The organism is Streptomyces sp. NPDC048566, assembly GCF_043199735.1.
Taxonomy (GTDB): Bacteria; Actinomycetota; Actinomycetes; order Streptomycetales; family Streptomycetaceae; genus Streptomyces.
In genome coordinates, this window is sequence record NZ_JBICWL010000001.1 from 299106 (window position 1) to 324520 (window position 25415).

Below are 25415 nucleotides of genomic sequence, written 5' to 3' on the forward strand. Positions count from 1 at the left end.
CGGGGGGGGGGGGGGGGGGGGGGGGGGGGGGGGCGGGGGGGGGGGGGGGGGGGGGGGGCGGGGCGCCCGGGGGGGCCCCCCCCCCGGGGGGGGGGCCCCCCCCCCCGGGGCGCGCCACGAGGCGGCTCCACGCCGTGGCCGGCCGTGACGGGCAGGGCGGCGCCACACAGTCCCACCTGCGGTGGTCCCGGCATGTCCGTGTCTCCTTGCCCGTACCGGAGTATTCCTGTCCCTTGGCTTGCGCCGAATCCGATCCTACGATGGACAGAGTCCAAGTCAAGAAGGACGCCAAACCCGTATCGGATCGGACCCCGGATCCGGACCGATAAACTGCGAGCGTCCCCACGAACCCGGAAAGGTGAACCGACATGAGCGACCTGCTGGAACGACTGCGCGGCCGCGGCTGGCGGATGACCTCCCAGCGGCGTGTCGTGGCGCAGGTCCTCGACGGTGACCACGTGCATCTCACGGCCGACGAGGTGCACGCCCGTGCCGCGGAACTCCTGCCGGAGATCTCCCGGGCGACGGTCTACAACGCCCTGGGGGAACTGGTCTCCCTGGGCGAGGTCATCGAGGTCACCACCGACGGCCGAGCCAAGCGCTACGACCCCAACGCCCACCGCCCGCACCATCACCTGGTCTGCTCGGGCTGCGGCGCCGTGCGTGACGTCCACCCGGCCGGGAACCCGCTGGCCGACCTCCCGTCGGCCGAGCGCTTCGGCTTCACGGTGGCCGACGTCGAGGTCACCTACCGCGGCCTGTGCCCGTCGTGCGCCTGAGCCGGCGCCTCGCGGCGCGCCCTTCGGCTCGCCGCCCGTGACGGACGACGGCGGCGCGCCCGGCGGCCTGCGCATCCGGCCCGGTGGTCCGCGGGACGCTCCCGCGATCCTGGGCATGCTCGACGCCGCGGTGGCGTGGATGAACGCGCGCGGCAACACCGGGCAATGGGGCACCGTCCCGTACTCGCGCACCGCGGGCGGGGTGGAGAGGGTGCGCCGGTACACCACCGAGTGCGCCCCGTACATCGCCGAACTCGACGGCGGCCCGGCCGGGACCCTGGTGCTGCACACCGGGCCCAGCCCGCAGATGCCGATGATCGCGCCGGCGGACGAGCCCGAGCGGTACGTCCGCCTGCTGGTGTCCGACCGCCGCCACGCCGGCCGGGGCGTCGGGGCGGCGCTGCTCGCCCACGCGGTCCGGGAGACCCGGCGGGCCGGTGTCGGCCTGCTGCGGGTCGACTGCTGGGCGGGCGGCGGCGGTGACCTGGTCGCCTACTACGAGCGCAACGGCTTCACCCGCACCGAGAGCTTCCTCGCCGGGGCCTGGCCGGGACAGGTCCTGGCCCGACGCGTCGACTGAGGACCGCCACCGTCGTCCCGGCGGGCGGTCCCGCGCCCGCCCGTCCTCCGTGTCCTCGGCCCCCTCCGCACCCGAGGCCGGGCCCCTCCGGCTCCGCGGCGCCGTCCGCCGCGACAGGGGTGCCGCCGGGCTTCCCGATGCGCCTGCGCCCGGGCCGCGGCGCCCACGATCACCCCCCCCGTGCGCTCTCACGCCGGTCATCCTGCCCGCCACCGGGGACGCCCCGCGAGCGGCTTCCCGGCGACCGCTCTCGCCCTCCAGGCACCTACTAGGTACCATCGGGGTATGCCGTCACTGAACGTGTCCTTCACCGAGGCCGAACTCGAGGGTGTGCGGGTGGCCGCCGCTGCCGAGGGCAAGAGCCTCAAGCAGTACCTGCACGACCTGGGCGTGCGCGAGATGCAGCGCCGCCAGTTCGTCGCGGGCGCCACCGCGTGGGCCGACCGGCTCCGCGAGGAGTTCGACGAGGCGTTTCCCGACGAGGTGCCCCCTCCGCGCCACGACGGCGCCGCGGCCGCCTGATGGCCCTCTACATCGACGTCGCCTGGCTGCTCGACGTCCAGGAGGCGGCCCTCGACGACGAGGACATGTCCGTGTCCGACTACTCGGCGCTCGTCGCCGCCGTGGCGCGCCACCGGACCAAGCTGCCGACGCTCGCCGCCGCCGACCCGGACGCCGCGTGGCGTGCCGCCGCGCTCATGCACACCGTCGTCCGTCTGGAGCCCCTCCCGCACCGCAACAGCCTGTTCGCCGCCTTCGTGGCCGCGCAGTACATGGACCAGTCCGGCGAGGGCATCGACCCGCCCTACGGCGCGCTCTCCGATCTCGTGCGCGCGATCCGCGACAAGCGCCTGTCGCTCGGAACGGTTGCCGAACACATCCGTTCCTGGAAGGTCTGAGCCCCGCCGACGGCCTTCGGCGCCTCTCGGGCGCGGCCCCGGTCAGTGTCCTCGGAATGCGGAGGCGGGCCGGGACGGCGGAGTGGTCACCAGCGTCTGCGGGTCCGGCGGCACTCCCGCGGGCCCGTCCGCCTGGCGCAGCTCGGCCAGCAGCTCGGTCTGCCCGGAGAGCAGCTCGGTGAGGATGCGGCGGGCCGCGCGCAGCAGCTCCGCGACGTCGCCGCCGGCCAGCGCGTAGCTGACCGTGGAGCCCTCGCGGATGGACACGACGATTCCCGAACGGCGCAGTACCGCCAACTGCTGGGAGAGGTTGGACGGTTCGATCTCTATCTCGCTCAGCAGGTCGCGCACCGAGACCGGACCGGTCTGGAGCAGTTCCAGGACCCGGATGCGCACGGGATGTCCGAGCATGCGGAAGAACTCGGCCTTGGCCTGGTAAAGGGGCACCTGCCTGGTCAATCGCTCGCTCCCTGCGGCCTCGGACGGAGGTTGCTGCTCCCGCCGCGCCGGGCGCCGTCCACGCGCCGCCGCAAAGCGGTGAGTCATGAACCGATCCTCGCGGCTTCGCCTCCGCACCCCCAGGGGAATGACCTCATCTGGATGTACCCAATTGAAGAAGTCTTCAAGTCGCGGGCGTGCGAAGGCGAAGGTCGGGCGGCTCTCTAGACCTCCAGTTCGGCCTCGATGCGTGCCAGTTTGTGGCGGGCCATGGCCAGATTGGAGGTGGCCTTGTTGAGGACCAGGTAGAGGAACAGGCCGTTGCCTTCCCGGCCCTTGACCGGCCGGAGCACGTGGTACTGGGTCTCCAGCGTGATCAGCATGTCCTCGATGTCGCTCTTGAGGCCCAGGTGCTCCATGGTCCGCATTTTGGCCCGGATCACGTCGGTGTTGCCGGCCGCCGCGATGTTCAGGTCCAGGTCCTTGCCGCCCCCCAGCATTCCCAGCGCCATGCCGCTCGTGTAGTCCACGAGAGCGGCCCCCAGCGCGCCTTCGATCGACGTCATCGTCTCCTTGAGGGAGACCTCCGCGTTCGCCATGTTGATGTCCCCTTCTGGTCACCGCGCGGCCTGGGGATGTCCGGCCCGTCGGCGCTCCGGACACTACGGACCGGCCTCCGCCGCCGGTCGCGTTCCTTCGGGACTGGCGGAAGGAGTACGGAAGCGCCCGATCCACCCCGATCTTCTGATCGTTGTTGGCCGATCGGTGGCTGTGGATGGTCGGATGGCGGTCCTGCGCTGCACCGGGATTCGCCGGGCGTGCCCCGCCCCCGGGTCTCGGTCGCGCCCTGGGTCACGGGCGCTCCGCCTCCGCGGCGGACGCCGAGGACGCCCCCCGCCGGGGGCCCGCGAGGATCAGGCTCTCGACCCCCTCGTACACCCGGCGTTCGCGGTCCGCGGCGCGACGGCCGGAGAGCAGACTGCCCAGCCAGCCGCACGCGAAGCCCACCGGGATGGACACCGGCGCGGTGGTGGTGAAGGGGAACCAGTCGACGTCGGCCGTGGGGAAGGCCGCGGTGGGCGAGCCCGACACCAGGCGCGTGCCGGGCATCAGGACCAGGACGCAGAGCGTTCCGCCGAGCAGCGCGCCGAGCAGGCCGGCGCGGGTGAAGCGGCGCCAGAAGAGGCTGTAGACCAGAGCGGGGGCGATCGCCGAGGCGCCGACGCAGAACGACAGGGTGGCGAGCGGCTGGAGGCTCCGGTGCTGGACGAGGACGGCGAGCGCGATCACCGGGGCGCCCACCACCAGCGCGGAGCCGCGGGCGAGGGCGGTCTCGCGCCGCGGCGACAGCGGCTTCCTCCGGCCGGCGAAGACGTCGTGGGCCAGTGAGTTGGCGCAGGCGAGCGTCATGCCGGCGACCGACGCGAGCAGGGTCAGGAAGATCGCGGTCGTGACCGTCGTGAACACCAGGGTCTCGGCCCGGGACACCACCGGACCGAGCGCGGCGCGCGAGCCCAGGAGGTACGCGGTGTGCCCGCGCGGGTCGGCGGCGGCGATGTGGGACCGGCCGATCAGCGCGGTTGCGCCGATCCCGATGACGCAGGCGACCATCACGAACAGGGCGACCGACGACACCGCCCAGGACATGGAACGCCGCACCTGGCGCGCGCTGCCGGCGGTGAACATGCGCATGGTCACGTGCGGAAGGCAGGCACCGCCCATGACGATGGCGCACTGCGTGGTGATCATGTCGAGGCGGGGGTGCGGACCGCCGGCGAACTGGAGTCCGCCGTGCAGGAACGCGTGGGGCGCTCCGCTGCGCCGGGCCGCGGTGTCGAACAGCTCGCCCGGACTCCAGTGGAACCGGGCGAGGACCAGTACCGCGACGGCGATCCCGGAACCGAGGAGCACGACCATCTTCAGGAGCTGGATCAGCGCGGTGCCGCGCATGCCGCCGATCGCCGCGTAGGTGATCATCAGGGTGCCGACGCCGACGATGCAGCCGGTCTTCATGGAGCTGTCGGAGAAGCCGAGGATGAAGGCGAGCAACTGCCCGGTGCTGGCGAGCTGGACGAGCATCATCGGGACCAGGGCCGCGATCGTGACACCGCACGCGGCGATGCGCACGCCCCGGCCGGGCATCCGCCGGGCCAGGACGTCGCCCATGGTGAACGTGCCGGTGTTCCGCAGGGGTTCGGCGAGCAGGAACATCAGCACCAGCAGGGACAGCAGGGTGCTGAGGGCGAGCACGACCCCGTCGTACCCGCACAGGGCGATCACCCCGCCGACGGTCAGCACGGTCGCCGCCGAGATGTAGTCACCGGCGATGGCGAGTCCGTTGCGCAGGGGCGACAGCGAGCGGTACCCGGTGTAGAACTCGGCGAGGTCGTCGCTGTCGGGCCCGGTGAGCACGCACAGCAGCAGGGTCACGGTGACGGCGATGCTGAAGGCGACGAGGGACCAGGACTGGGTGGCTCCGGTGAACGGGTTCACCGCTCCCGCTCCTGCTCGCCGCCGGCCCAGGGGACGCTGCGGTTCACCCGGCGGGCGAGCGGATCGACGTAGCGGCGGGCGGTGCCTTCGTACAGCAGCACGGCGAGCCAGGTGGCGGGGATCTGGGAGAGGGCGAGGAGCAGGCCGACGGAGAGCCCGCCGGCCGCCGGCCGGTCCATGAACGCGGGGGCGCCCGCGGAGAGCGCGAGGAAGAGGGCGAAGTAGCCGAGGACGGCGGCGGTGGTCACGCGCCGCTGCCGGCGGTAGGCGCGGCGCAGGACGCGCAGATCGCGGTGGTGGCCTGTCCCGGCCCGGGGTAACGCCGCGTGGCGCAGGGGCTGTTCGCCGGCGGCGGGGACGAGGCGGACGGGCAGGGTGGCGTCGTCGCGCCGTTCGGGGAGCCGCCGTGCGGAACGGGCGTCGGAGTCGTCGTGGGACATGCCGGTCTCCTCGTGGGGTGTGGGCCCGGCGTGCGGGGACCGCGGGGCGGGGTGGGGCGCGGCTCGGGTCCTCGCACGCTATTCGGCCCGTCGGTCGATGCGAAGGGCTTTCCCGCAAGTGGCTGGTCGGGCCGAGGCCGAGCCGCTGACCTCGTGCGTTGTCGCTGAAACCACCGTTGTTCGAGGGCTGTGAGTGAGACCTGTGACGCCTCGGCGGCGTTCCGGGACGCACCGCCCGCCGCGGCGCGGGGAGCCTCCGGCGGGAGGCACCGGGGCGGTCCGGGGGAGCGGCGGCGGTCCCGCGGGCGGGCCGCGCGGCGGACGGCGGCGGCGCCGGCGCGCGATCACGGGGACTCGCCCAGACGGTCCAGCGGGGTGCCGCGGGCCCACCGGACGAGGGCGGGGCCGTCGATGAGCCGGACGTCGCCCTGCCGGCGCGCCCAGTGCGCGTCGCGGAGGCTGAAGGTGCCCCGGTGCACCACGAGGCGGAGCGGCGGATCGGCGGTGGACGCGCGGCCCGGCCCGGCCGGCGGGCGCGGGTCCTCGTCCGGCAGCGGTTCGGCCACGGGCCGGAACGCCACCTCCACGCGCTGTCCGAGCCCGTTGCGCGCCCGGACGCGCGGACGGTCCTGGAGCAGCTTCGAGGGCGGGAGCACCCGCCAGCCGTCGCGGCGCAGCATCCGCGACACCGCGAGGGCCAGCCCCGGAGCGTCCAGGCCGGCGAGTTCGTCCGCGGTGTAGAGGCCGAGCCGCCGCCGGGCGGACGGCCGGTGCCGCCGGATCAGGGCGGGGCCGGCGACGAGGGCCAGGGCCATCTCCCCGAGCGGCACGGCGATGCCGGCGGCGCGGTACCCGGCGGCCAGGCCGGCGACCGTCGCGCACAGGACGAGGACCACGCCGGTGAGCGCCGGCAGGACCTCCCGCAGCGTGGGGCCGGAGCGGCCCTGCTCGCGCAACCGGCGCGCGGCGGAGCGTCGTCGCGCCCGTGCCGACGGCGTCCTCGCCGCCGTTCGCCCCCTCGATGTCACTCGGGCCAGCCCCCCAACCCTCGCGCGCCTCGGCGTCCGGCTAGAGCTACCCAGTGCGAAGGGCCGGATCGTGCGGGAGGCGGTATCCGGCCACGAATCAGGCCGAACTCTTTCCGGCGCGCGGGAGCATGTGGGCGTGCGGTCGGCCGCCGGGCCGAGGGCATCCGCTCCGGCGTGCGCCGGAGGGCGCGGGGGAGGGAGGGCGCGCCGCTCAGGGGGCCGGGTCGGCCGCGCCGGCGGTGACGCCCGGCCGTCCGGCGCAGGGGCGGGACGGGGGCCGGATTCGACGGCTCGGCGGGAGCGTGCCGGGCCGGCGTGTCAAAGGTTCGGGTCCGGCAGGGCCGGCCGGCGTGCCCGGCGGGGTGGCGGTCGCGACCGCCGCCCCCGCCGGGGACCTCCGGGCCGGACCCGTGTCGCCGAACGGCTCAGACGGTGCCGCAGTCGGAGACGACGATCTTCTTCTTCGTGTCGCCGGAGCGGCTGCCGAGGGCCTCGATCGCCTTCACGACGTCCATGCCCGAGACGACCTCGCCGAACACGACGTGCTTGTTGTCCAGCCAGTCGGTCACGATCGTGGTGATGAAGAACTGCGAGCCGTTGGTGTTCGGGCCCGCGTTGGCCATCGACAGCTGACCCGGCTTGGTGTGCTTCAGCGTGAAGTTCTCGTCGGCGAACTTCTCGCCGTAGATGCTCTTGCCGCCGGTGCCGTTCTGACGGGTGAAGTCGCCGCCCTGGAGCATGAAGTCCGGGATGACCCGGTGGAACGGCGAACCCTTGTAGCCGTACCCGTGTACGCCGGTGGCCAGCTCACGGAAGTTCTGGGCCGTCTTCGGGACGACGTCGTCGAAGAGTTTGAACTCGATGCGGCCCATCGGCTCGCCGTCGGCCGTGACCTCGAAATAGACGTTCTCGCTCATAGCTCTGCTCCTTTGGATGCAAATGGTCGCCCCCGAGCATAGAGAGCCCGCGGCGGTGGGGAGGTGACCGGGGGTGATCATCCGGTGCGGGCCCTGCGCCGTCCGCGCACGGCGGAGGCCCCGGAGGCGGCGGGGGCGCGGCGTGAGCCGGTGCAGCGTTCAGCCCCCGGCATGCGACGCGCCGGGGGCTGAACCTCGCGACCCTCGCCATGGTCGCTGCCGACCGGGGGGCCTATTCGACCTTCGCCCAGTCGAGTGTGCGTTCCACCGCCTTCTTCCAGTCGGCGTATCCCTGCTGGCGCCGGTCCTCCGACCACTGGGGTTCCCAGCGCTTGGACTCCTGCCAGTGGGTGCGCAGTTCGTCGGTGTCGGCCCAGAAGCCGGTGGCCAGGCCCGCCGCGTACGCGGCGCCGAGCGCGGTGGTCTCGGCGACGACCGGACGGCTGACCGGTACGCCGAGCACGTCGGCCTGGATCTGCATGCACAGGTCGTTGGCGGTCACGCCGCCGTCGACCTTCAGCACGTCGAGGTGGACTCCGGAGTCCTGCTCCATGGCCTCGACGACGTCGCGGCTCTGGTAGCAGATCGCCTCCAGGGTGGCCCGGGCCAGGTGGCCGCTGTCGTTGTACCGGGCCAGGCCCACGATCGCTCCGCGGGCGTCGGAGCGCCAGTAGGGGGCGAACAGGCCGGAGAACGCCGGGACGAAGTACATCCCTCCGTTGTCCTCGACGGTGCGTGCCAGCGTCTCGCTCTCCGCCGCGTCGCTGATGATCTTCATCTGGTCGCGCAGCCACTGCACCGCGGAGCCGGTGACCGCGATCGAACCCTCCAGGGCGTAGACCGCGGGACTGTCACCGAACTGGTACGCGACGGTGGTCAGCAGTCCGTGCTCCGAACGGACCAGCTCGGTCCCGGTGTTGAGGACCAGGAAGTTGCCCGTGCCGTAGGTGTTCTTGGCTTCGCCGGGGGCGTAGCAGACCTGTCCGACGGTGGCCGCCTGCTGGTCGCCCAGCACTCCGGCGATGGGGATGGGGGCCCGCAGCGGGCGTGACGTCCGCGTCGTGCCGTACGCGTCCCGGGAGGAGGACGGGTTGATGGTGGGCAGCATGGCCCGGGGGATTCCGAAGAAGCCCAGCAACTCGTCGTCCCAGTCGAGCGTTTCCAGGTCCATCAGCATGGTGCGGCTGGCGTTGGTCACGTCGGTGGCGTGGATGCCGCCGTCGGGGCCGCCCGTCAGGTTCCACAGGACCCAGGCGTCGGTGTTGCCGAAGATGGCGTTGCCCTGCTCCGCCGCCTCGCGGACACCGTCGACGTTCTCCAGGATCCACTGGATCTTGCCGCCGGAGAAGTACGTCGCCGGTGGCAGTCCCGCCTTGCGCCGGATGACGTCGCCCTTGCCGGAGCGGTCGAGGGCGGCGGCTATGGAGTCGGTGCGGGTGTCCTGCCAGACGATGGCGTTGTAGTAGGGACGGCCGTTGCGCGGATCCCACACGACGGAGGTCTCGCGCTGGTTGGTGATGCCGATCGCGGCCAGGTCCTCGGCGGCCAGGCCGCCGTGCCGCAGGGCGTTCTGGATCACCGAGTTGGTGCGCTCCCAGATCTCCACCGGGTCGTGTTCGACCCAGCCGGAGCGCGGGAGGATCTGGGCGTGTTCCAGTTGATGCTTCGCCACCTCGTTGCCGGCGTGGTCGAAGATCATGAATCGGGTGCTGGTGGTGCCTTGGTCCACCGCGCCCACGAAGTCAGCCATGGGTTGCCGCCTCTGCTGTCGGTGTCAGTCCTCGGGCGCCGGGACACGTCCCGGAGGCTCGGGCTCCGCCCCCGGCAGGAAGCGCCCGATGAAGAGCTTGTAGATGGCCGCTCCGATCAGGCCGCCGATCAGGGGGCCGACGATGGGCACCCAGAAGTAGAGGTTCCCGTACTGATCTCGCCACGCTCCGCCGTAGCCCGTGATGAAGCTGGCGAGCCGCGGACCGAAGTCACGCGCCGGGTTGATCGCGTAGCCCGCGAGCGTGCCCCACGCCATGCCGATGCCCACCACGACCAGGCCGATGATGAACGGGGCCAGGTTCGCGCCGGGCGGCGTGTTGAGCAGGTCGGTGATGGCCAGGATCAGCAGCAGCAGCAGCGCGGTGCCGATGACCTGGTCGCGGAACGCACCCCACTCGTGGACCGGCAGGTTGGTGTTGCCGTTGGCGGGAAGGGTGGAGAAGACGCCCTGCGTCTTGATGGTGTGTCCGGGGTCGGCCTTGGCCAGCGCGTCCGTGTAGTTCCAGCGCACGATGAGGGCTGCCACGAAGGCGCCGAGCGTCTGCGCCACCACGTAGGGGGCCACCTTCTTCCAGGGGAACCCCTTGAAGGTGGCCAGGGCGAGCGTCACGGCGGGGTTGATGTGGGCGCCGCTGAGGCGAGCCGCGACGTACACACCCATGGTGACACCGATACCCCAGGCCCAGGCGATGCTGTCGTGGTTGCCCAGACCGCCCGGTGGGGTGGTGAGCGCGCCGCCGGCGACCACCTGGGCCACCACGCCGCACCCGAAGAGGATGAGAACCATCGTGCCGAGGAACTCGGCGGACACTTCGCCGATTATCCCCAGCCTTTTGAACCGCTCAGCCATGGAAGCCCACTTCCCGCCGGTCCGGGACCGGCCGACTACTGCCACCTGAGCCCTCCCTGCCAACAGCATAGGGTGATCAACAGCCAATCGCATCAAAAGGGAAATCTCGCCTTCTGATGGTCCGTGTGGTGGTCCGAGGGGGCCCAGGTGGGAGGGGTGGCGCGGCCGCGCGGACCGGCCCGGGAGACCCGGCGGCACCCGGGGTGGCGGAGGGTCAGGCCGGCACCGTGACGATGCCGAGCGGCTCGCTGGTCGGCTGTTCCGAGCCGCCCGCCGGTTCGGTCGTGATGCCCACGGCCGCGGCGCCCTCCAGCGGGCCCTGCAGCACCCGCGTGTGCCCGCCGCCCGAGCCGGGCAGCAGGCCCGCCGGGCGCAGGTCGCCCGTCGTGGCCGCGTACCAGAGTTCGTAGACCCTGCCGTCCGTCAGGCGCGGCAGGTCCGCCGTGACGACCGCCGCCCGGCCCTGCGCCCGGGACGCCACCACGCTGATGCTGCCGCCGTCGGTCAGCTTGCGCGTGCCGACGGTGGCGTCGCCGGCGCCGAGGACGCCGGCGACGGCCGACGCCCTGGCCTGCTGCCGCGCGGCCTGCGTCCGGGCCTCGTCGGCCTGCTGGTGCTGCCACGCCGCGACCCCGCCGAGCGCGGCGGCCACGGCGAGGCAGGCGGCGAGCGCCACGCTGAGGACCCACCGGCGGGCCGAGGCCGGCGCCGGGGGCGGCGCGGCCCCGGGGTCCTGCCGGGTGCGGGCGATCCGGTCGAGGATGCGCCCGCGCAGCTCGGGGGAGGGTTCCGCCTCGTGGGCGGAGGCGAGTTCGAGGGTGACGGCGGACAGCTCGGCCACCTCGTCCCGGCACGCGGCGCAGCCGGCCAGGTGGTTGTCGAACGCCGCCTCCTCGGCCGGGGGCAGGGCGTGCAGCACGTACGGGCCGACGAGCTGGTGGAGGTCCTCGGCGGTCATGGCCCGACCTCCAGGCATGCGCGGAGCCGGCGCAGTCCGGAACGCATCCTGGACTTCACGGTGCCCGCCGGGGTGGCGAGGCAGGCGGCCACCTCCAGGTACGTCATGCCCTGGTAGTAGGCGAGCACCAGCGGGACGCGCTGGTGCCGCTCCAGGGCGGCGAGGCAGTGGCGGACGCGCCGGCGGTCCTCGTGGCGTTCCACGGCCTCGGCGACCTCGTCGAAGGGCGGGTCCTCGGCGAGCAGGGCGCTGCGCTGTTCGCGCGCCGAGCTGGCCTGGGCGTGCCGGACGCGGTCCACGGCCCGCCGGTGGGCGAGGGCGAGGACCCATGCGCGGGCGGCGCCGAGTTCGGGACGGTAGCGGCCTGCGGTCCGCCAGATCTCCACCATCACGTCCTGCGTCACCTCCTCCGCCTGGGCCTCGTCCCGCAGGACGCGGCAGATCAGGCCCTTCACCGGCCGGGCCAGCGTGTCGTACACGTCGGCGAAGGCGTCGTGGTCGCCTGTCGCGGCCCGCTCCAGCCGGGCGTCCAGCCATGCCTCCGCAGAGGATCGCCGTGGCGAACCGCGCCCGTCCTCGCCGGTCTTGGACATCGCTTCCAGAATCCGTCCGTAGCTTCCGTCTCGTCCGGTTCGACTCTCCTGCCCCGCGGGCGTTTCCGCAGCCCGAGGGGGTCGGTGCGCGGCGGTGGATCCGCCGCGGCGGCACCGCGGCAGCGCCACCCGGTATTCGTAGCCGCGCCGCCGCCGGATGACCTGCGGGCTTGCGGTGTCCGTCGGGCGCCGGCCGCGGACCCGCGAGGGCGCGGCATGTGGATTGCGTAAAATTGTCGTGGTCCATCCTCATCCGCGCCTTTCACGGCTCCGAATGGCTTGTGTCCCGCACGGCAGGGGGCACGGCTTCACCGCCGAATCCGGGGTGAACTCCCGTGGCAACGGCTCCTGTTGTGCATACCGATAACGCTTTCGAGGGAGGTGAGTCCGATGACCGCACGCATCAGCCCCCGGCGCCTGCTGGCGGGTGCCGCCGTGACGGGCCTGCTGGCCGGTGGCGCCGCGTTCGGCGCGTCCGGTGTCGCCGCCGCAGCTCCGACACCGACGTCCGCGCCTTCGGCGGTGACCGGAAACCACCACGACCACCACGACCGCTGCCAGTGGAAGAAGGGCCACTGGGAGAAGAAGTGGGTTCCCGGGCACTGGGTCAAGAAGTGGGTGAACCACGACACCTGGCATGCGGGCTACCGTGACGGCCACGGCCACTGGCACAAGGGCCACCACAGTCACGACTGGAGGCACCAGTGGACCTACGTCCCCGGCCACTGGGACCACCACTGGGTCAAGGCGCACTGGGACTGCCACCACCGCTGAGCACTCCCGAACGGGGATGAGGGCCGGGGGCGCCGCCCCCGGCCCTTCCCGTGCGCGGCGGTGTCCCGGGCGGCTCCCCCGGCCGCCTGCCGGTCCGGGGCGCACGCGAGTGTCCCGTCCCGGGACGGGACGCATATCCGCTGGAGCGGTCCCCGCCTGCTCGTTAGGCTGCCCGGATGACCACACGTACTTTCCGGATCACCGTCCGCGGCGTCTTCGAGGGGCTCTCCGCCGCGCAACGCGACGCACTCCTCGCCGAGGCCGCCGAGCACGACGTCCTGCGCGCCGCCTTCACCGCCGAGGGCCACCTCAGCTACGACCTGGCCGCCCGCCCCGCCTTCACCTTCCGCTTCCTGGACGAAGGGGAGGCCGAGGAGGACATCCTGGAAGCGGCCGATCGGGCCCGGGCCGCCGCGGTCGGCTGGCTCACCGGCCGCGGCTACGGATTCACCCGGCTCCGGGTCAGCACCGAGGACCTCTCGCAGGCCCCGCTGGGCAAGCGCAGGCGGCAGGCCGCCGCCCGGGGCGCCGCCACCCCCTGACCCGCAGACCTCCCCGACCGCCGCGCGCCATATGCTTGAGCAGTCAAGGAGGTGTCAATGAACGACGGACTGGACGCGGCCCTGCGCCTGATGCGGGCGCAGGCCGCGCTGGCCAAACGGTTCGACGCGAGCCTCGGCGGGCTGCACGGGGTGAGCCTGTCCGACTTCACGCTCCTGCTCAGGCTGTCGCAGGCTCCGGGCGAGCGGATGCGGCGGGTGGATCTGGCCGAGGCGCTCGGCCTCACCGCCTCCGGTGTCACCCGAGGGCTGGTGCCACTGGAGCGGATCGGACTCGTGCGCCGGGACACCGACGCCCGCGACGCCAGAGTCGCCTACGCCGCCCTCACCCCGACCGGCCGCGAGCGGCTCGCGGAGATGCGCGTCACCGCCGAACACGTCGCGCGCGAGGTGTTCGGCGCACCCGCCTGGAGCCCGGAGGAGACCACCCGGCTCGCCCACCTCCTCGCCCGGCTCGGCGGCGCCGGCCCGGCCCGGCACCAGGCCGGAGGGCCCTGAGCCCGCAAACCTCACGGCGCACCGGCCTCCGCGCCTTGCCGGTCCGCCGACCTCGGCGCACCCTGGTCCCATGGGAGCGCGTGACGGGCCGACGCTCATCACCTCCGTACAGCGGGCCTTCCGCCTGATGGAGGCGGTCGGCGCGCACGAGAACGGCGCGCCCGCGAAGCAGCTGGCGCGCGAGACCGGACTGGCGCAGGCCACGGCCTACCACCTGCTGCGGACCCTCGTGCACGACGGATACGTGCGCAAGCTCGACGACGGCGGGTTCATCCTCGGGGACAAGGTCCGCACCCTGTCCACCCGGAGCCGCGGACAGGAACTGCTCGGCCGCATCCGCCCCACCCTCGCCGCCCTGCGCGACGAACTCTCCGGGGCCGCCTACCTCACGTTCTACGAGGACGGCGAGATCCGCGTCGCCGAGATCGTCGACGGCCCCCGGGCCCCGCGCGTCGACCTCTGGGTCGGCTTCGAGGACGCGGGGCACGCGACGGCGCTGGGAAAGTCGGTCCTGCGCGAGCTCGACGAGGAGTCCCGCAACGACTACCTCGCCCGGCACACCCTCGCCGACCTGACGCCCCGCACCATCACGAGCAGGCCGGAACTGCTGCGCCGGCTCGCCTCCTCGCCGGTGGCCCCGGCCGTCACGGACCTGGAGGAGTACTCCCTCGGGACCGTCTGCGTCGCGGTCCCCGTCTACAGTGGCGACACGCTCGGCTCGCTCGGCGTCTCGCTGCCCGCCGACCGGCTGCCCGCGATCGAGCAGGTGCTGACGCGCCTCATCCCGACCGCGGACCGGGTCACGCGGGGACTGTCGCTCACTATCTGAAATCCCGCTCCTTGCGGCACGCGCCGCGAACCTCTTTCCTGGATGAAACGGACATTTCTTCAAGAATCTAGGTGAGGACTGCGCCCGGGTATGAGCCAGGACCGAGAACACGGACGCGACCACGGACGGAAGGGGACGGGCGGGAACGGCAGCCTCGGACTCAGGGCGGCGGCGAGCGGTCGGGGCGCCGCCGTCCGCGTCGCCCTCACGACGCCGCTCGTTCCGCTGCTCGCCGTCGCCGCGGTCGTGCTCGTCGACCTGACCTGCGGGACCAGCGTGATCTGGCTGTCGCTGCTCGCCGCGGGCCCCGCCCTGGCCGCCGCGACCAGCCGGCCCTGCGGGGTGCTCTGCGTGGGCCTGGCCGCCGCGTCCGCCGGCGCGCTGCTCGGTGTCCGGGGCGACGTTCCGGCCGGTGAGACCGCCGCGGTCCTCTCCGCCCTGGCGGCCGTCACCCTGGCCAGCGTCCTGGCCGCCGCGCTCCGGTGGCGCCGGGAACGGGTGCTCGCCGCCGTCCGGTCGGTCGCCGAGGCGGCACAGCACGCCGTCCTCGCTCCCATCCCCTCCCGCGTGGGGCCGTTCCAGGTCGCGGTCCGCTACAGCGCCGCCGCGGCCGAGGCCCGCATCGGCGGGGACCTCTACGCCCTGGTTCCCACCCCGTACGGCGTCCGGATGATCATCGGGGACGTCCGGGGCAAGGGGCTGCCCGCCGTGGGCACGGCCGCCCTCGTCCTCGGCGTGTTCCGCGAGGCCGCCTACGACGAGCCCGACCTTCTCGCCGTCGTCGGCCGGATCGAGCGGAGCCTGGCCCGCAACCTCGGATACGACGACTTCGTCACCGCCGTCGTCGCCGGCTACCCGGAGACGGGCCGTCTGGAAGTCGTCAACTGCGGACACGCGCCGCCCCTGCACGTCCGCGCCGACGGGCGCGTCTCCTCGGCGGACCCCGACCACCCGGCGCCGCCGCTCGGGCTGCGCGCCCTCACCGGGGAGTTGCCGAGTCTCCAGGTCCTGGCGCTGGCCGACGGCGAGCAACTCCTGCTCTACACCGACGGCGTCACCGAGGCCCGCGACCACGGCCGGTCGTTCTACCGCCTCACCGAGGGCCTGGCCCGCCATGTCTGCGACGAGCCGACGGCCACCCTCGCCGCGCTCGACGCCGAACTGCAGGCCCACGTCGGTGGGCGCCTGCACGACGACGCGGCCCTGCTGCTGCTCCGCAAGCCGACCGAGCCGGACCCCGTGTCCGCCGGCCCGGCCGGCGGTGGCGCGCCGGCCGCCGTGCCCCGCGCCGGAGCCCCGGCGCCGGACGCCGGGGTCGGCTGCGGCCCCCTCCCACGGTGACGGCAGCCCGTCGGCGGACCGGACCAGGCCCGCCGACGGGCTCGTGCCCACCTGCCGGGCGGAGCGCTCCGCCCGGTGAACGCCGCGCCCCCGGCGCCGCCGCGGAGCCGCCCGTCTCCGCGCGGTGCCGACTCCTCCGCTCCCGCTTGGTTCGCGCGGCGGCCCCGCACGCCCCCAGGTCTCGCCGTGGTCGCCGGTGTGCTTCCTCCCGGAACGATCGGGAACCCGGACCGGATGCCGCGCACCCGGCGGACGCGGATGCCGCCGGGGCCGGCGGCACTGAGAGGATCGTCCGCGAGCTGCGTCCCCGACGCTGGAAGGAACGAACGCGAACATGCACGACATCGTGGTCCACGGCCCGACGGAGGTACTCGGATGAACGGCACCGGGCAGCAGGCGGACGCCCCCTCGGTGCTGGTGCGCACCGAGGGCCGGACCGGCCGCATCGTCCTCAACCGGCCGCAGGCCCTCAACGCCCTGAACCACGACATGGTGCGCCTGATCGACCGGGCGCTCACGGCCTGGGAGCACGATCCGGCCGTCGAGACCGTCGTCGTCACCGGTGCCGGGGACCGGGGCCTGTGCGCGGGCGGCGACATCCGCGTCGTCCACGACGACGCCCGCGACGGGGACGGCACCGCCTCCGCCGCCTTCTGGCGCGACGAGTACCACCTCAACGCCCGCATCGCCCGCTACCCCAAGCCGTACGTGGCCGTCATGGACGGGATCGTGATGGGCGGCGGTGTCGGCATCTCGGCCCACGGCAGCGTCCGCGTCGTCACCGAACGCTCCCGGATCGCGATGCCGGAGACCGGCATCGGCTTCGTGCCCGACGTCGGGGGCACCCGTCTGCTGGCCCACGCGCCCGGCGAACTCGGCACCCACCTCGCCCTCACGGGCGCCCCGGTCGGGGCCGGCGACGCCCTGCTGTGCGGCCTCGCCGACCACTTCGTCCCGTCCGACGCCCTCGGGACCTTCCTCGCCGACCTCGCGGACCTGCCGGTGCGGGAGGCGGTGGCCCGGCACTCCCGGCCCGCCCCGCCCGCGGCACTCGCCGGCCACCGGGACTGGATCGACGCCTGCTGTTCGGCCGACACCGTCGAGGAGATCCTGCACCGGCTGGAGACCTACGGGGAACCCGCCGCCAAGGACGCGGCGCAGACCCTCCTGCGCCGGTCGCCCACCGCCCTGAAGGTCACCCTCGCCTCCCTGCGCCGGGCCCGGCTGCTCGGTCCGCTGGAACGCGTCCTGGACCAGGAGTACCGCGTCTCCTGCGCGTTCCTGGCCGCCCCGGACCTCGTGGAGGGTGTCCGGGCCCAGATCGTCGACAAGGACCGGAACCCGCGGTGGACCCCGGCCACCCTGGCCGAGGTGACCGTGACGGACGTCGAACGCTTCTTCGCCCCGCTCGGAGCACGCGAACTCGGACTGGCCGGGCTGGGCATCGCCGGCGGACCGGACGGCCCGGCCGCCTGACCGCCTCGCGCACCGCGAGCCCGAACGGGCCGCCGCGAAACGGTGCGCGGACCGCCGCCCGGCAGGGAGACCGGCATCACGCCGGGCGGCGCGGTCTTGGCCGGGGGTCCGGCAGACGGTACCTTCAATGCGATATCGATGACGTCACGACGGAAGCCGGTGGGAATCCGGCACGGTCGCGCCACTGTGAACGGGACTTCCCGGCAGGGAAGTTCCGCAAGTCAGACCCGTGGACGTCATCCAGTGCACCACCGATATGGGACGCGAACTCCCGAGGAGGTCCTGCCATGGCGCAGACCGTCGCCCAGCCGACAGCCACCACCCCTGTCGTTCCCGCCAAGCTGCCGCTCAAGGCGATCGCCCCCTGGGCGCTCTTCTTCGGCGTCCTGATGCTGGTCCTGCTCTACTTCGTCGGCGCCGAACAGGGCGCGACCACGGTCGTCTCGGGCTCGGACGTCCACGAGTGGGTGCACGACGCCCGCCACCTGCTCGGCTTCCCCTGCCACTGACCCGGGGGACAGAGCACACCCATGAACTCCGCAACGGTAAGAAACCTGCTCGTGCGCGGCATGCTCGCCGGACTCGCCGCCGGTCTGCTCGCCCTGGTGGTCGCCTACTTCCTCGGTGAACCGAGCGTCGCCCGCGCCATCGACCTGGAGGAGGCCCACGCCCACGCACACGAGCACGAGGCCGAACTCGTCTCCCGCAGCCTCCAGTCCACCGCCGGCCTGGCCACCGGCGTGCTGCTCTACGGCGTCGCCTTCGGCGGGATCGCCGCTCTCGCCTACTGCTTCGCCCTCGGTCGGGTGGGGCGCGTCGGCGCGCGGGCAACGGCGCTGCTGCTGTCGGGCGGCGCTCTGATCGCCGTGTACGTCGTCCCGTTCCTGAAGTACCCGGCGAACCCGCCGGCGGTCGGAGAGGCCGACACCATCGGCCGGCGGACGGCCCTGTACTTCCTCATGATGGTCCTCGGCGTGCTGCTGGCCGTCGCCGCCACCCTGCTGGGCAGACGTCTCGCCCCGCGCACCGGCACTTGGTACGCCACGGTCGCCGCGGTGAGCGCCTTCGTCGTCCTGGTCGGTCTGGCGTACGCGTTCCTGCCGGTGGTCGACGAGGTGCCCGAGGGCTTCCCCGCCGGTCTGCTGTGGCGGTTCCGGCTCTCCGCGCTGGCCATCCAGGGCACGCTGTGGGCGGGATTCGGTTTGGTCTTCGGCGAGTTGGCCGAGCGCCTGCTCCATCCGAAGCCGGCATCCGCGGACGCGCGGCGTCCGGCAGCGGCCGCCGGCTGAGGCGGACACGGAGAAGGGCTCCCCGGACCGGGGAGCCCTTCTCCGTGTCCGGGGGCGGCAGCGCGCCCCGTGCTCCGGCGCTCAGCGGCCGTCGGACCCCGCCGCGTCCGCGCCCCGGAAGGCGTGCAGGATCCGTTCGGCGGCCAGAGTCGCCGTCAACGACCCCTCACGCACCCGCCGTTCGAGGTCCGGGGCGAGCGCGCGGACGTCCGGGTCGGCGTGCAGCCGGCCCAGCAGTTCGTCCCGGACCATCGTCCAGGTCCAGTCGACCTGCTGGTCACGGCGCTTGTCGGCGAGCCGGCCGGAGGAGTCCAGCAGCGTGCGGTGCTGCTCCAGGCGGTCCCAGAGCGTGTCCAGCCCGGAGCCTTCGCGGGCGCTGCAACTGAGCACCGGAGGTGTCCACGCCGCGTCCCTGCCGTGCATGAGCCGCAGCGCGCCGGCCAGTTCACGGGCCGCGGCCTGCGCGTCACGGGCGTGCGGTCCGTCCGCCTTGTTCACGGCGATCACGTCGGCCAGCTCCAGGACACCCTTCTTGATGCCCTGCAACTGGTCGCCGGTGCGTGCCAGCGTCAGCAGGAGGAAGGAGTCGACCATGTTGGCGACGGCGGTCTCCGACTGCCCCACGCCGACCGTCTCCACGAGCACCACGTCGTAGCCGGCCGCCTCCATCACCACGATCGACTCGCGGGTCGCCTTCGCCACCCCGCCGAGGGTGCCGGCCGTGGGGGAGGGGCGGATGAACGCGGCCGGGTCGACCGCCAGCCGCTCCATCCGCGTCTTGTCGCCGAGGATGGAGCCGCCGGTACGGCTGGAGGACGGGTCGACGGCGAGCACCGCGACCCGGTGGCCGAGGCCGGTCAGCATCGTGCCGAAGGCGTCGATGAACGTCGACTTGCCGACCCCGGGAACCCCGCTGATCCCGATCCGCCGGGCCGTGCCGCTGTGCGGCAGCAGCTCGGTCAGCAGCTCCTGGGCCAGCGCGCGGTGCTGCGGGCGCGTGGACTCGACGAGGGTGATGGCGCGCGCGACGAGCGCACGCCTCCCCTCCAGCACGCCCTCGACGTAGGTGTCGAGTCCGATCACAGCGTGTGCCCGAGGTCCGCCCCGAGCCGCCGGACGAGGTCGTGGGCCGCGTCGGGGATCACCGTCCCGGGCGGGAACACGGCCGCCGCGCCCATCTCCAGCAGCGTCGGGACGTCCTGCGGCGGAATGACACCGCCGACCACGATCATGATGTCCTCCCGGCCCTCCGCGGCCAGCTCCTCGCGGAGCGCCGGCACGAGCGTGAGGTGCCCCGCGGCCAGCGAGGAGACGCCCACGATGTGCACGTCCGCCTCCACCGCCTGGCGCGCCACCTCACCCGGGGTCTGGAACAGCGGGCCGACGTCCACGTCGAAGCCGAGGTCGGCGAACGCGGTGGCGATGACCTTCTGGCCGCGGTCGTGCCCGTCCTGGCCCATCTTGGCCACGAGGATGCGCGGGCGGCGGCCCTCCGCCTCCTCGAACGCGTCCACCAGGGCGCGCGTGCGGTCCACCGACGGCGACTGACCTGCTTCGTTGCGGTACACCCCGGAGATCGTACGGATCTGGCCCGCGTGCCGCCCGTAGACCTTCTCCAGGGCGTCGGAGATCTCCCCGACCGTCGCCTTGGCTCGGGCGGCGCGCACCGCCAGTTCCAGGAGGTTGCCCTGGCCGCCGGCGGCGCGGGTCAGCGCGTCGAGCGCGTCGCGGCAGGCCCCCTCGTCGCGCTCGGCCCGCAGCCGCCGCAGCTTCTCGATCTGCTGGGCGCGCACGGAGGAGTTGTCGACCTTGAGGACGTCGATCTTCTCGTCCGTCTCCACCCGGTACTTGTTGACGCCGATCACCGGCTGCCGGCCGGAGTCGATGCGGGCCTGCGTGCGCGCCGCCGCCTCCTCCACCCGCAGCTTGGGGATGCCGGCGTCGATGGCCTGCGCCATGCCGCCCGCCGCCTCGACCTCCTCGATGTGCTGCCACGCCCGGCGGGCCAGGTCGTACGTCAGCTTCTCCAGGTAGGCGCTGCCGCCCCACGGGTCGATGACCCGTGTGGTGCCGGACTCCTGCTGGAGCAGCAACTGCGTGTTGCGCGCGATGCGCGCGGAGAAGTCGGTCGGCAGGGCGAGCGCCTCGTCGAGGGCGTTGGTGTGCAGCGACTGGGTGTGCCCCTGGGTGGCGGCCATCGCCTCCACACAGGTGCGGGTGACGTTGTTGAAGACGTCCTGAGCCGTGAGCGACCAGCCGGAGGTCTGCGAATGCGTGCGCAGCGACAGCGACTTGGAGTTCTTCGGGTCGAACTGCCTGACCAGCTTGGCCCAGAGCAGGCGGGCCGCCCGCAGCTTGGCGACCTCCATGAAGAAGTTCATGCCGATCGCCCAGAAGAAGGACAGCCGCGGGGCGAACGCGTCGACGTCGAGACCGGCCTCCCGGCCCGCGCGGATGTACTCCACGCCGTCCGCGAGCGTGTACGCCAGCTCCAGATCGGCCGTCGCGCCCGCCTCCTGGATGTGGTACCCGGAGATGGAGATGGAGTTGTAGCGCGGCATCCGCTGCGAGGTGAAGGCGAAGATGTCGGAGATGATCCGCATCGACGGCTTCGGCGGATAGATGTAGGTGTTGCGGACCATGAACTCTTTGAGGATGTCGTTCTGGATGGTCCCCGCGAGCTTCTCCGGCGGCACGCCCTGCTCCTCGGCCGCCACGATGTAGAGCGCGAGGACCGGCAGCACGGCACCGTTCATGGTCATCGACACCGTCATCCGGTCGAGCGGGATGCCGTCGAAGAGCTGGCGCATGTCGTACAGGGAGTCGATGGCCACGCCCGCCATGCCGACGTCGCCCGTCACGCGCGGGTGGTCGCTGTCGTAGCCGCGGTGGGTGGGCAGGTCGAAGGCGACCGACAGGCCCTTCTGGCCGGCCGCGAGATTGCGGCGGTAGAAGGCGTTCGACTCCTCGGCCGTGGAGAAGCCCGCGTACTGCCGGATCGTCCAGGGCTGGTTGACGTACATCGTCGGGTAGGGGCCGCGGAGGTAGGGCGCGATGCCCGGGTAGGTGCCGAGGAAGTCCAGGCCCTCGGTGTCCCGCCCCGTGTACAGCTGCTTGACCGCGATGCCCTCAGGGGTCTCCCACGGAGCCGCGGCTCCGCCCGCGGCCTTCGCCGCGGCGGCGCTCCACTCCTCGATGCCGGCGTCGGAGGCGGGGGTCCCCAGGTCGATCCCGGAGAAGTCGGGGATTCCCATCAGGACACTCCCATGCGGTCGAGGGTGGCGGAGAGGACGGCGACGGCGTCGCAGCCCGCGAAGACGTAGGAGTCGACACCCGGGTACGCCCCGGGGCGGCCGGCGAGGAACACGTGCCGCGCGCCCGCCGCGGCCAGGGCCCCGGCCGTGCTCGCGGCCTGCTCCTCGTACAGCGTGTCACTGGAGCAGAGGCATGCCTCGGTGGCACCGCTGTCCTCGAAGCTGCCGTCCGCGACGGGCTCGATGCCGCCGGCCTGGAAGAGGTTCGACACGAACGTGGACCGGGCGGAGTGCGCGGCGGCCGGGCCGATGGCGGCCAGGTAGATCCGGGGCCGGGACCCGGTGCGGGCGAGATGGGCGTCCGACCGGGCGCGCAGCGCCTCGAACGCCTCGTCCCGCCGGACCCGGGGCAGTCCGCCCGACGGGGGCGCCGGCGCCGCCGTGCGCTCCACCGGGCGCTCGGCGAGGTGCGGGAACTCGCTGACGCCGGTGATGGGTTCGCGCCGCTCGGCGAGCTTCGCCGAGCGGGCCGCCCAGGTCTCGGCGAGCCGGTCCTTCAGCCGGCCCGAGCGCAGTACCGCCGCCTGGCCGCCGTCCCGCTCGATGGACTGGAAGAACTCCCATGCCGCCACGGCGAGTTCGTCGGTGAGTCGCTCCACGTACCAGGAGCCGCCCGCTGGGTCGATGACCCGGGAGAGGTGCGATTCCTCGATGAGGATGGTGGAGGTGTTGCGAGCGATGCGGCGGGCGAACGCGTCGGGCAGTCCGAGGGCGTGGTCGAAGGGGAGCACGGTGACGGAGTCGGCGCCGCCGACACCGGCTGCCAGCGTGGCGATCGTCGTCCGCAGCATGTTCACCCACGGGTCGCGGCGCGACATCATCACCGGCGACGTCACGGCGTGCTGCACCTGCGCACCCGCGTCGGGCGCCCCGCTCGCCTCGGCCACCCGCGCCCACAGCCGGCGTGCCGCCCGGAGCTTGGCGATGGTCAGGAACTGGTCGGCGGTCGCCGCGTAACGGAACTCCAGCTGCCCGCACGCCTGCTCCACGCCGAGCCCGGCCCGGGTCAGCTCCCGCAGGTAGGCGACGGCGGTGGCCAGCGAGGCGCCCAGCTCCTGGGCCGCCGATCCGCCGGCCTCGTGGTACGGCAGGGCGTCCACGGTCAGTGCGCGCAGTCCCGGGTACTCCTCGGCGCAGCGTCGGGCGAGGGCGGCGGCGGGGGCGAAGTCCGAGGCGGTGGCGGTGCGGGCCTCGTGGCCGAGCGGATCGGCGCCGAGGTTGCCCCGGGCGGCACCCGGCGCGACGCCTCGCTCCGCGTAGAGCCGCAGCAGTTCCTCGGCCGCCGCCTCGACGTCGCTCCCGGCGTCCAAGGCGATGGGCGCCAGGTCGAGGTAGACGCCTTCCAGGACGCGGCCCAGCGAGCCGAGCGGCACGCCGCCCTCGCCGACGGTCAGCCAGAGGGAGGTGACGCCGTTCTCCAGGTCGCCGAGCACGAGGGCGTTGTCGGCGGCGACGTGTCGCTGGCGTACGTCCCAGCCGCCCGCGGTGCCGCCCTCGGGGCGGGCCGCCCGGACGAAGGGCGGGAATCCGGGCAGACCGGGGTCGGGGGCCGCGTCGTGGGCGGTGTAGAGGGGCTTGGTGCGCAGCCCGTCCTCCAAGGAGGTCGACAGCGCGTCCTCGGCCGACGCGCCCGAGACCTCCTTGCCCGACTTGCGCAGCACACCCTCCACCAGGAGCTGCCACTGGTCATGGGTCGCGGAAGGGAACTCGGCGGCCAGCGCGAGCCCGTCATGGGGCGGGACTGTCATGCTCGGATGCTAGGCCAGACTTCTGGAGCGGCAGCAGAGGCGGCGCCTGTGACCTTGGCCTCCCGCTCTCGGTGATCCAGATCTCAGGGTCCGCCGGCGTGCCGGCCGGCGGCCCGTCCCGGGTCCGGGACGGGCCGCACACCGCGTCGTGAGGGGAGGCCGGGCCGGGCGGATGCGTCCGTGCGCGGGGTCGCCGGGCGCGCCGACGCCCGGTCGAGCGCGGCTCCGCGCGCCCCCTGCCCGGCCGGGGCGGGTCAGGCGTCGCCGGTCCATCGGCGCGCGCTCCCGTACGCGGCCATGAACATGTCCAGCAGGCCGTCGACCGCGGACTCGTCGATGGGCCGGGTGGACAGCAGGCTCCGGTAGTAGAGGGTGCCGCACAGGACCTCCGCGGCGAACTCCAGGTCGGCGTCCGGGGTGAGCTCGCCCGTGCGCTGCGCTCGGGTGATCCGCTCCAGCGTGCTGCGCTCGACAGTGGCCAGGAAGCGTTCGTGCAGGGTCCGCCGCAGGTCGGCGTCGCCCTGCGCCTCGGCGATGACCGCGCGGTACACCGGGCCGATCGGCGGGGTGGACAGGGAGTGCCCGGAGCGCAGGAACTGCTCGCGCAGGTCGGCGCGGACGTCCCCCGTGTCGTGGTAGTCGAGGTCGGTGGTCCAGACCCTGCTGAGGGCGTCGAGCAGCAGGGCGGCCTTGGAGGGCCAGCGCCGGTAGATCGTGTGCTTGCCGACCCCGGCCCGGCGGCCCACCGCCTCGATGCTCAGCCCCGCGTAACCGACCTCGGCGGCCAGGTCGAGGGTCGCCTGGAGGAGTTCCTCGGTACGGACGGAGCCGCGGCGCCGTGGTGCGGCGGGCGTGTCGGTCATGGGAGAACTCTATCGGCACGATGTGTGCCGTTGACGACTCCGCTCGCGTCGGCCAGTATTCGGTTCTGATCAGCACGCAGCGTGCCGATATCCGGGCCATGGCGCGCCGCCTTCGCGGGTGCCCGCCGGCCCGTGTCGCCGGATCTTGAGGGGAGCCCCGTCATGAGTGGTGCCGCGAGCGGACAGTACGAGGGATTCACGGCCGAGGAGCGGGCCGCGATGAAGGACCACGCCCAGGAGCAGAAGAAGGCCGCCCGGCGCACTTCCCCTGCCGAGAAGGCGGCGGAGGCGCTGCGGGACGTGCAGGCCAAGATCGCCGAGATGCAGGACCGCGACCGGGTCATGGCCGAGCGCGTCCACGCCGTCGTCACCCGGACTGCGCCCGACCTGGCCCCGAAGCTCTGGTACGGCATGCCGGCCTACGCGCGGGACGGCAAGGTCGTGTGCTTCTTCCAGAGCGGGGAGAAGTTCAAGACCCGGTACGCGACGCTCGGATTCAGCGATCTCGCCCGGCTCGACGACGGGCCGATGTGGGCGTCGGCCTTCGCCCTCACGGAGGTGACGGACGCCGTCGAGCAGCGCATCGAGGCCCTCGTGCGGCAGGCGGCCGGCTGAGAGGGCGTGCCGGCTCCCGGTTGGGCCGGGCCTGATCGGCCCGGCGCCGTTACCCACTTTCGGGTGACGTGCCGGGCCGCGACGGGGCGGGGGTGAATGCCGTGGTGTGTGGAGGGCGTGAGGCGAAGGGGAGTTGACGTCCGAAGTGGGGTCTTTAGGAGCTTTCGGGACGTAAATTGACGCTGCATCCTTCTGTCACCGAAATGTGCGCAATCGGTAACAGGGGTCTGGTGTCGCCGGGTATGGCCGCGCCCGAGGAGCAAGGTGTGGGTCCTCGGCCAAAGGGGCCGGGGTTCACACGGGCTTCGCCCCCTCGCCTCTCCTCCGGGAGGGCGCCGCGGGCGCGGCCGGCTCTCGAAATCC

General features: G+C 73.3%; 27 protein-coding genes and 1 riboswitch. Of the genes, 13 read left to right on the top strand and 14 right to left on the bottom strand.

From position 1 onward, the window contains the following. The first annotated feature begins 368 nt into the window (after positions 1-368). From ACGFS9_RS01240 to ACGFS9_RS01255, 4 genes are all read left to right on the top strand, one after another. On the top strand, positions 369-779 hold the full coding sequence (locus ACGFS9_RS01240) for a Fur family transcriptional regulator (RefSeq protein WP_393249539.1): 411 nt from the start codon (positions 369-371) through the stop codon (positions 777-779). Positions 780-894: 115 nt separating this feature from the next. Further along, entirely contained in the window at positions 895-1359 is a 465-nt protein-coding gene (locus ACGFS9_RS01245) for a GNAT family N-acetyltransferase (RefSeq protein WP_393250472.1), read from the top strand. 285 nt (positions 1360-1644) lie between these two features. Then, complete coding sequence (locus ACGFS9_RS01250; protein WP_393249541.1) at positions 1645-1881, top strand: hypothetical protein; 237 nt, start codon at positions 1645-1647, stop codon at positions 1879-1881. Then, the gene (locus ACGFS9_RS01255) at positions 1881-2258 is read left to right on the top strand and encodes a toxin Doc (protein WP_393249543.1); all 378 of its coding nucleotides are present in this window, start codon (positions 1881-1883) and stop codon (positions 2256-2258) included. The genes ACGFS9_RS01250 and ACGFS9_RS01255 overlap by 1 nt, the downstream gene beginning before the upstream one ends. 42 nt (positions 2259-2300) lie before the next feature. Here the strand turns inward: ACGFS9_RS01255 and ACGFS9_RS01260 are convergent, their stop codons facing one another. From ACGFS9_RS01260 to sigK, 10 genes are all read right to left on the bottom strand, one after another. After that, a complete protein-coding gene (locus ACGFS9_RS01260; RefSeq protein ID WP_393249545.1) occupies positions 2301-2717 on the bottom strand; it encodes an ArsR/SmtB family transcription factor in 417 nt (138 codons plus the stop codon). A gap of 203 nt (positions 2718-2920) precedes the next feature. Continuing rightward, the gene (locus ACGFS9_RS01265) at positions 2921-3295 is read right to left on the bottom strand and encodes a hypothetical protein (protein WP_393249547.1); all 375 of its coding nucleotides are present in this window, start codon (positions 3293-3295) and stop codon (positions 2921-2923) included. Between the two features lie 253 nt (positions 3296-3548). Beyond that, positions 3549-5189 (bottom strand): cation acetate symporter, encoded by a 1641-nt coding sequence (locus ACGFS9_RS01270; RefSeq protein WP_393249549.1) that lies wholly within the window; start codon positions 5187-5189, stop codon positions 3549-3551. Continuing rightward, a complete protein-coding gene (locus tag ACGFS9_RS01275; protein ID WP_393249551.1) occupies positions 5186-5629 on the bottom strand; it encodes a DUF485 domain-containing protein in 444 nt (147 codons plus the stop codon). The genes ACGFS9_RS01270 and ACGFS9_RS01275 overlap by 4 nt, the downstream gene beginning before the upstream one ends. A 344-nt stretch (positions 5630-5973) precedes the next feature. After that, a complete protein-coding gene (locus ACGFS9_RS01280) occupies positions 5974-6585 on the bottom strand; it encodes a hypothetical protein (protein ID WP_393249553.1) in 612 nt (203 codons plus the stop codon). Between the two features lie 497 nt (positions 6586-7082). Further along, positions 7083-7574: a peptidylprolyl isomerase gene (locus ACGFS9_RS01285; RefSeq protein WP_393249555.1), complete on the bottom strand. Its 492-nt coding sequence runs from the start codon at positions 7572-7574 to the stop codon at positions 7083-7085. Between the two features lie 232 nt (positions 7575-7806). Continuing rightward, complete coding sequence (gene glpK / locus ACGFS9_RS01290; protein ID WP_393249557.1) at positions 7807-9324, bottom strand: glycerol kinase GlpK; 1518 nt, start codon at positions 9322-9324, stop codon at positions 7807-7809. 24 nt (positions 9325-9348) lie between these two features. Then, the gene (locus ACGFS9_RS01295; RefSeq protein WP_393249559.1) at positions 9349-10194 is read right to left on the bottom strand and encodes an MIP/aquaporin family protein; all 846 of its coding nucleotides are present in this window, start codon (positions 10192-10194) and stop codon (positions 9349-9351) included. A gap of 214 nt (positions 10195-10408) precedes the next feature. Next, a complete protein-coding gene (locus ACGFS9_RS01300) occupies positions 10409-11152 on the bottom strand; it encodes an anti-sigma factor domain-containing protein (protein ID WP_393249561.1) in 744 nt (247 codons plus the stop codon). Then, positions 11149-11745, bottom strand: a complete 597-nt coding sequence (sigK, locus tag ACGFS9_RS01305) for an ECF RNA polymerase sigma factor SigK (protein WP_393249563.1) — start codon at positions 11743-11745, stop codon at positions 11149-11151. Before sigK ends, ACGFS9_RS01300 begins: the two co-directional genes overlap by 4 nt. A 390-nt stretch (positions 11746-12135) precedes the next feature. Between sigK and ACGFS9_RS01310 the strand changes: the two genes are divergently transcribed. From ACGFS9_RS01310 to ACGFS9_RS01345, 8 genes are all read left to right on the top strand, one after another. Next, on the top strand, positions 12136-12519 hold the full coding sequence (locus ACGFS9_RS01310; RefSeq protein ID WP_393249565.1) for a hypothetical protein: 384 nt from the start codon (positions 12136-12138) through the stop codon (positions 12517-12519). Between the two features lie 176 nt (positions 12520-12695). Continuing rightward, positions 12696-13061, top strand: a complete 366-nt coding sequence (locus ACGFS9_RS01315) for a DUF6204 family protein (RefSeq protein ID WP_393249567.1) — start codon at positions 12696-12698, stop codon at positions 13059-13061. Between the two features lie 57 nt (positions 13062-13118). Continuing rightward, positions 13119-13577 (top strand): MarR family winged helix-turn-helix transcriptional regulator, encoded by a 459-nt coding sequence (locus ACGFS9_RS01320; protein ID WP_393249569.1) that lies wholly within the window; start codon positions 13119-13121, stop codon positions 13575-13577. A gap of 70 nt (positions 13578-13647) precedes the next feature. Beyond that, positions 13648-14406 (top strand): IclR family transcriptional regulator, encoded by a 759-nt coding sequence (locus ACGFS9_RS01325; protein ID WP_393249571.1) that lies wholly within the window; start codon positions 13648-13650, stop codon positions 14404-14406. A gap of 90 nt (positions 14407-14496) precedes the next feature. Then, positions 14497-15747: a PP2C family protein-serine/threonine phosphatase gene (locus ACGFS9_RS01330; protein WP_393249573.1), complete on the top strand. Its 1251-nt coding sequence runs from the start codon at positions 14497-14499 to the stop codon at positions 15745-15747. A 375-nt stretch (positions 15748-16122) separates the two neighbouring features. Beyond that, complete coding sequence (locus ACGFS9_RS01335; protein WP_393249575.1) at positions 16123-17223, top strand: enoyl-CoA hydratase/isomerase family protein; 1101 nt, start codon at positions 16123-16125, stop codon at positions 17221-17223. Between the two features lie 151 nt (positions 17224-17374). Continuing rightward, positions 17375-17450, top strand: a riboswitch (cobalamin riboswitch). Between the two features lie 60 nt (positions 17451-17510). Next, positions 17511-17732 carry a CbtB-domain containing protein gene (locus ACGFS9_RS01340; protein WP_393249577.1) on the top strand — a complete coding sequence of 74 codons (222 nt, stop codon included), beginning with the start codon at positions 17511-17513 and terminating at the stop codon, positions 17730-17732. A 21-nt stretch (positions 17733-17753) separates the two neighbouring features. Further along, a complete protein-coding gene (locus ACGFS9_RS01345) occupies positions 17754-18512 on the top strand; it encodes a CbtA family protein (RefSeq protein ID WP_393249578.1) in 759 nt (252 codons plus the stop codon). 81 nt (positions 18513-18593) lie between these two features. On the opposite strand, the gene meaB is transcribed toward ACGFS9_RS01345, so the two are convergent. From meaB to ACGFS9_RS01365, 4 genes are all read right to left on the bottom strand, one after another. Beyond that, complete coding sequence (gene meaB, locus ACGFS9_RS01350) at positions 18594-19595, bottom strand: methylmalonyl Co-A mutase-associated GTPase MeaB (RefSeq protein WP_393249580.1); 1002 nt, start codon at positions 19593-19595, stop codon at positions 18594-18596. After that, on the bottom strand, positions 19592-21766 hold the full coding sequence (scpA, locus tag ACGFS9_RS01355; protein WP_393249582.1) for a methylmalonyl-CoA mutase: 2175 nt from the start codon (positions 21764-21766) through the stop codon (positions 19592-19594). Before scpA ends, meaB begins: the two co-directional genes overlap by 4 nt. Next, entirely contained in the window at positions 21766-23574 is a 1809-nt protein-coding gene (locus ACGFS9_RS01360) for a methylmalonyl-CoA mutase family protein (protein ID WP_393249584.1), read from the bottom strand. Before ACGFS9_RS01360 ends, scpA begins: the two co-directional genes overlap by 1 nt. A 254-nt stretch (positions 23575-23828) precedes the next feature. Further along, on the bottom strand, positions 23829-24437 hold the full coding sequence (locus ACGFS9_RS01365) for a TetR/AcrR family transcriptional regulator (protein ID WP_393249586.1): 609 nt from the start codon (positions 24435-24437) through the stop codon (positions 23829-23831). Between the two features lie 162 nt (positions 24438-24599). Here ACGFS9_RS01365 and ACGFS9_RS01370 point away from each other — a divergent pair, with 162 nt between their 5' ends. Further along, positions 24600-25052 carry an iron chaperone gene (locus ACGFS9_RS01370; protein WP_393249588.1) on the top strand — a complete coding sequence of 151 codons (453 nt, stop codon included), beginning with the start codon at positions 24600-24602 and terminating at the stop codon, positions 25050-25052. Positions 25053-25415: the final 363 nt, after the last annotated feature.

Excerpts from the sequence above, each read along its gene's own strand:
- ACGFS9_RS01240 (WP_393249539.1), top strand. The coding sequence starts at position 369 with ATGAGCGACCTGCTGGAACGACTGCGCGGCCGCGGCTGGCGGATGACC.
- ACGFS9_RS01245 (WP_393250472.1), top strand. The coding sequence starts at position 895 with ATGCTCGACGCCGCGGTGGCGTGGATGAACGCGCGCGGCAACACCGGG.
- ACGFS9_RS01250 (WP_393249541.1), top strand. The coding sequence starts at position 1,645 with ATGCCGTCACTGAACGTGTCCTTCACCGAGGCCGAACTCGAGGGTGTG.
- ACGFS9_RS01255 (WP_393249543.1), top strand. The coding sequence starts at position 1,881 with ATGGCCCTCTACATCGACGTCGCCTGGCTGCTCGACGTCCAGGAGGCG.
- ACGFS9_RS01265 (WP_393249547.1), bottom strand. The coding sequence starts at position 3,295 with ATGGCGAACGCGGAGGTCTCCCTCAAGGAGACGATGACGTCGATCGAA.
- ACGFS9_RS01275 (WP_393249551.1), bottom strand. The coding sequence starts at position 5,629 with ATGTCCCACGACGACTCCGACGCCCGTTCCGCACGGCGGCTCCCCGAA.
- ACGFS9_RS01285 (WP_393249555.1), bottom strand. The coding sequence starts at position 7,574 with ATGAGCGAGAACGTCTATTTCGAGGTCACGGCCGACGGCGAGCCGATG.
- glpK (WP_393249557.1), bottom strand. The coding sequence starts at position 9,324 with ATGGCTGACTTCGTGGGCGCGGTGGACCAAGGCACCACCAGCACCCGA.
- ACGFS9_RS01295 (WP_393249559.1), bottom strand. The coding sequence starts at position 10,194 with ATGGCTGAGCGGTTCAAAAGGCTGGGGATAATCGGCGAAGTGTCCGCC.
- ACGFS9_RS01300 (WP_393249561.1), bottom strand. The coding sequence starts at position 11,152 with ATGACCGCCGAGGACCTCCACCAGCTCGTCGGCCCGTACGTGCTGCAC.
- sigK (WP_393249563.1), bottom strand. The coding sequence starts at position 11,745 with ATGTCCAAGACCGGCGAGGACGGGCGCGGTTCGCCACGGCGATCCTCT.
- ACGFS9_RS01310 (WP_393249565.1), top strand. The coding sequence starts at position 12,136 with ATGACCGCACGCATCAGCCCCCGGCGCCTGCTGGCGGGTGCCGCCGTG.
- ACGFS9_RS01315 (WP_393249567.1), top strand. The coding sequence starts at position 12,696 with ATGACCACACGTACTTTCCGGATCACCGTCCGCGGCGTCTTCGAGGGG.
- ACGFS9_RS01320 (WP_393249569.1), top strand. The coding sequence starts at position 13,119 with ATGAACGACGGACTGGACGCGGCCCTGCGCCTGATGCGGGCGCAGGCC.
- ACGFS9_RS01325 (WP_393249571.1), top strand. The coding sequence starts at position 13,648 with ATGGGAGCGCGTGACGGGCCGACGCTCATCACCTCCGTACAGCGGGCC.
- ACGFS9_RS01330 (WP_393249573.1), top strand. The coding sequence starts at position 14,497 with ATGAGCCAGGACCGAGAACACGGACGCGACCACGGACGGAAGGGGACG.
- ACGFS9_RS01335 (WP_393249575.1), top strand. The coding sequence starts at position 16,123 with ATGAACGGCACCGGGCAGCAGGCGGACGCCCCCTCGGTGCTGGTGCGC.
- ACGFS9_RS01340 (WP_393249577.1), top strand. The coding sequence starts at position 17,511 with ATGGCGCAGACCGTCGCCCAGCCGACAGCCACCACCCCTGTCGTTCCC.
- ACGFS9_RS01345 (WP_393249578.1), top strand. The coding sequence starts at position 17,754 with ATGAACTCCGCAACGGTAAGAAACCTGCTCGTGCGCGGCATGCTCGCC.
- scpA (WP_393249582.1), bottom strand. The coding sequence starts at position 21,766 with ATGGGAATCCCCGACTTCTCCGGGATCGACCTGGGGACCCCCGCCTCC.
- ACGFS9_RS01360 (WP_393249584.1), bottom strand. The coding sequence starts at position 23,574 with ATGACAGTCCCGCCCCATGACGGGCTCGCGCTGGCCGCCGAGTTCCCT.
- ACGFS9_RS01365 (WP_393249586.1), bottom strand. The coding sequence starts at position 24,437 with ATGACCGACACGCCCGCCGCACCACGGCGCCGCGGCTCCGTCCGTACC.
- ACGFS9_RS01370 (WP_393249588.1), top strand. The coding sequence starts at position 24,600 with ATGAGTGGTGCCGCGAGCGGACAGTACGAGGGATTCACGGCCGAGGAG.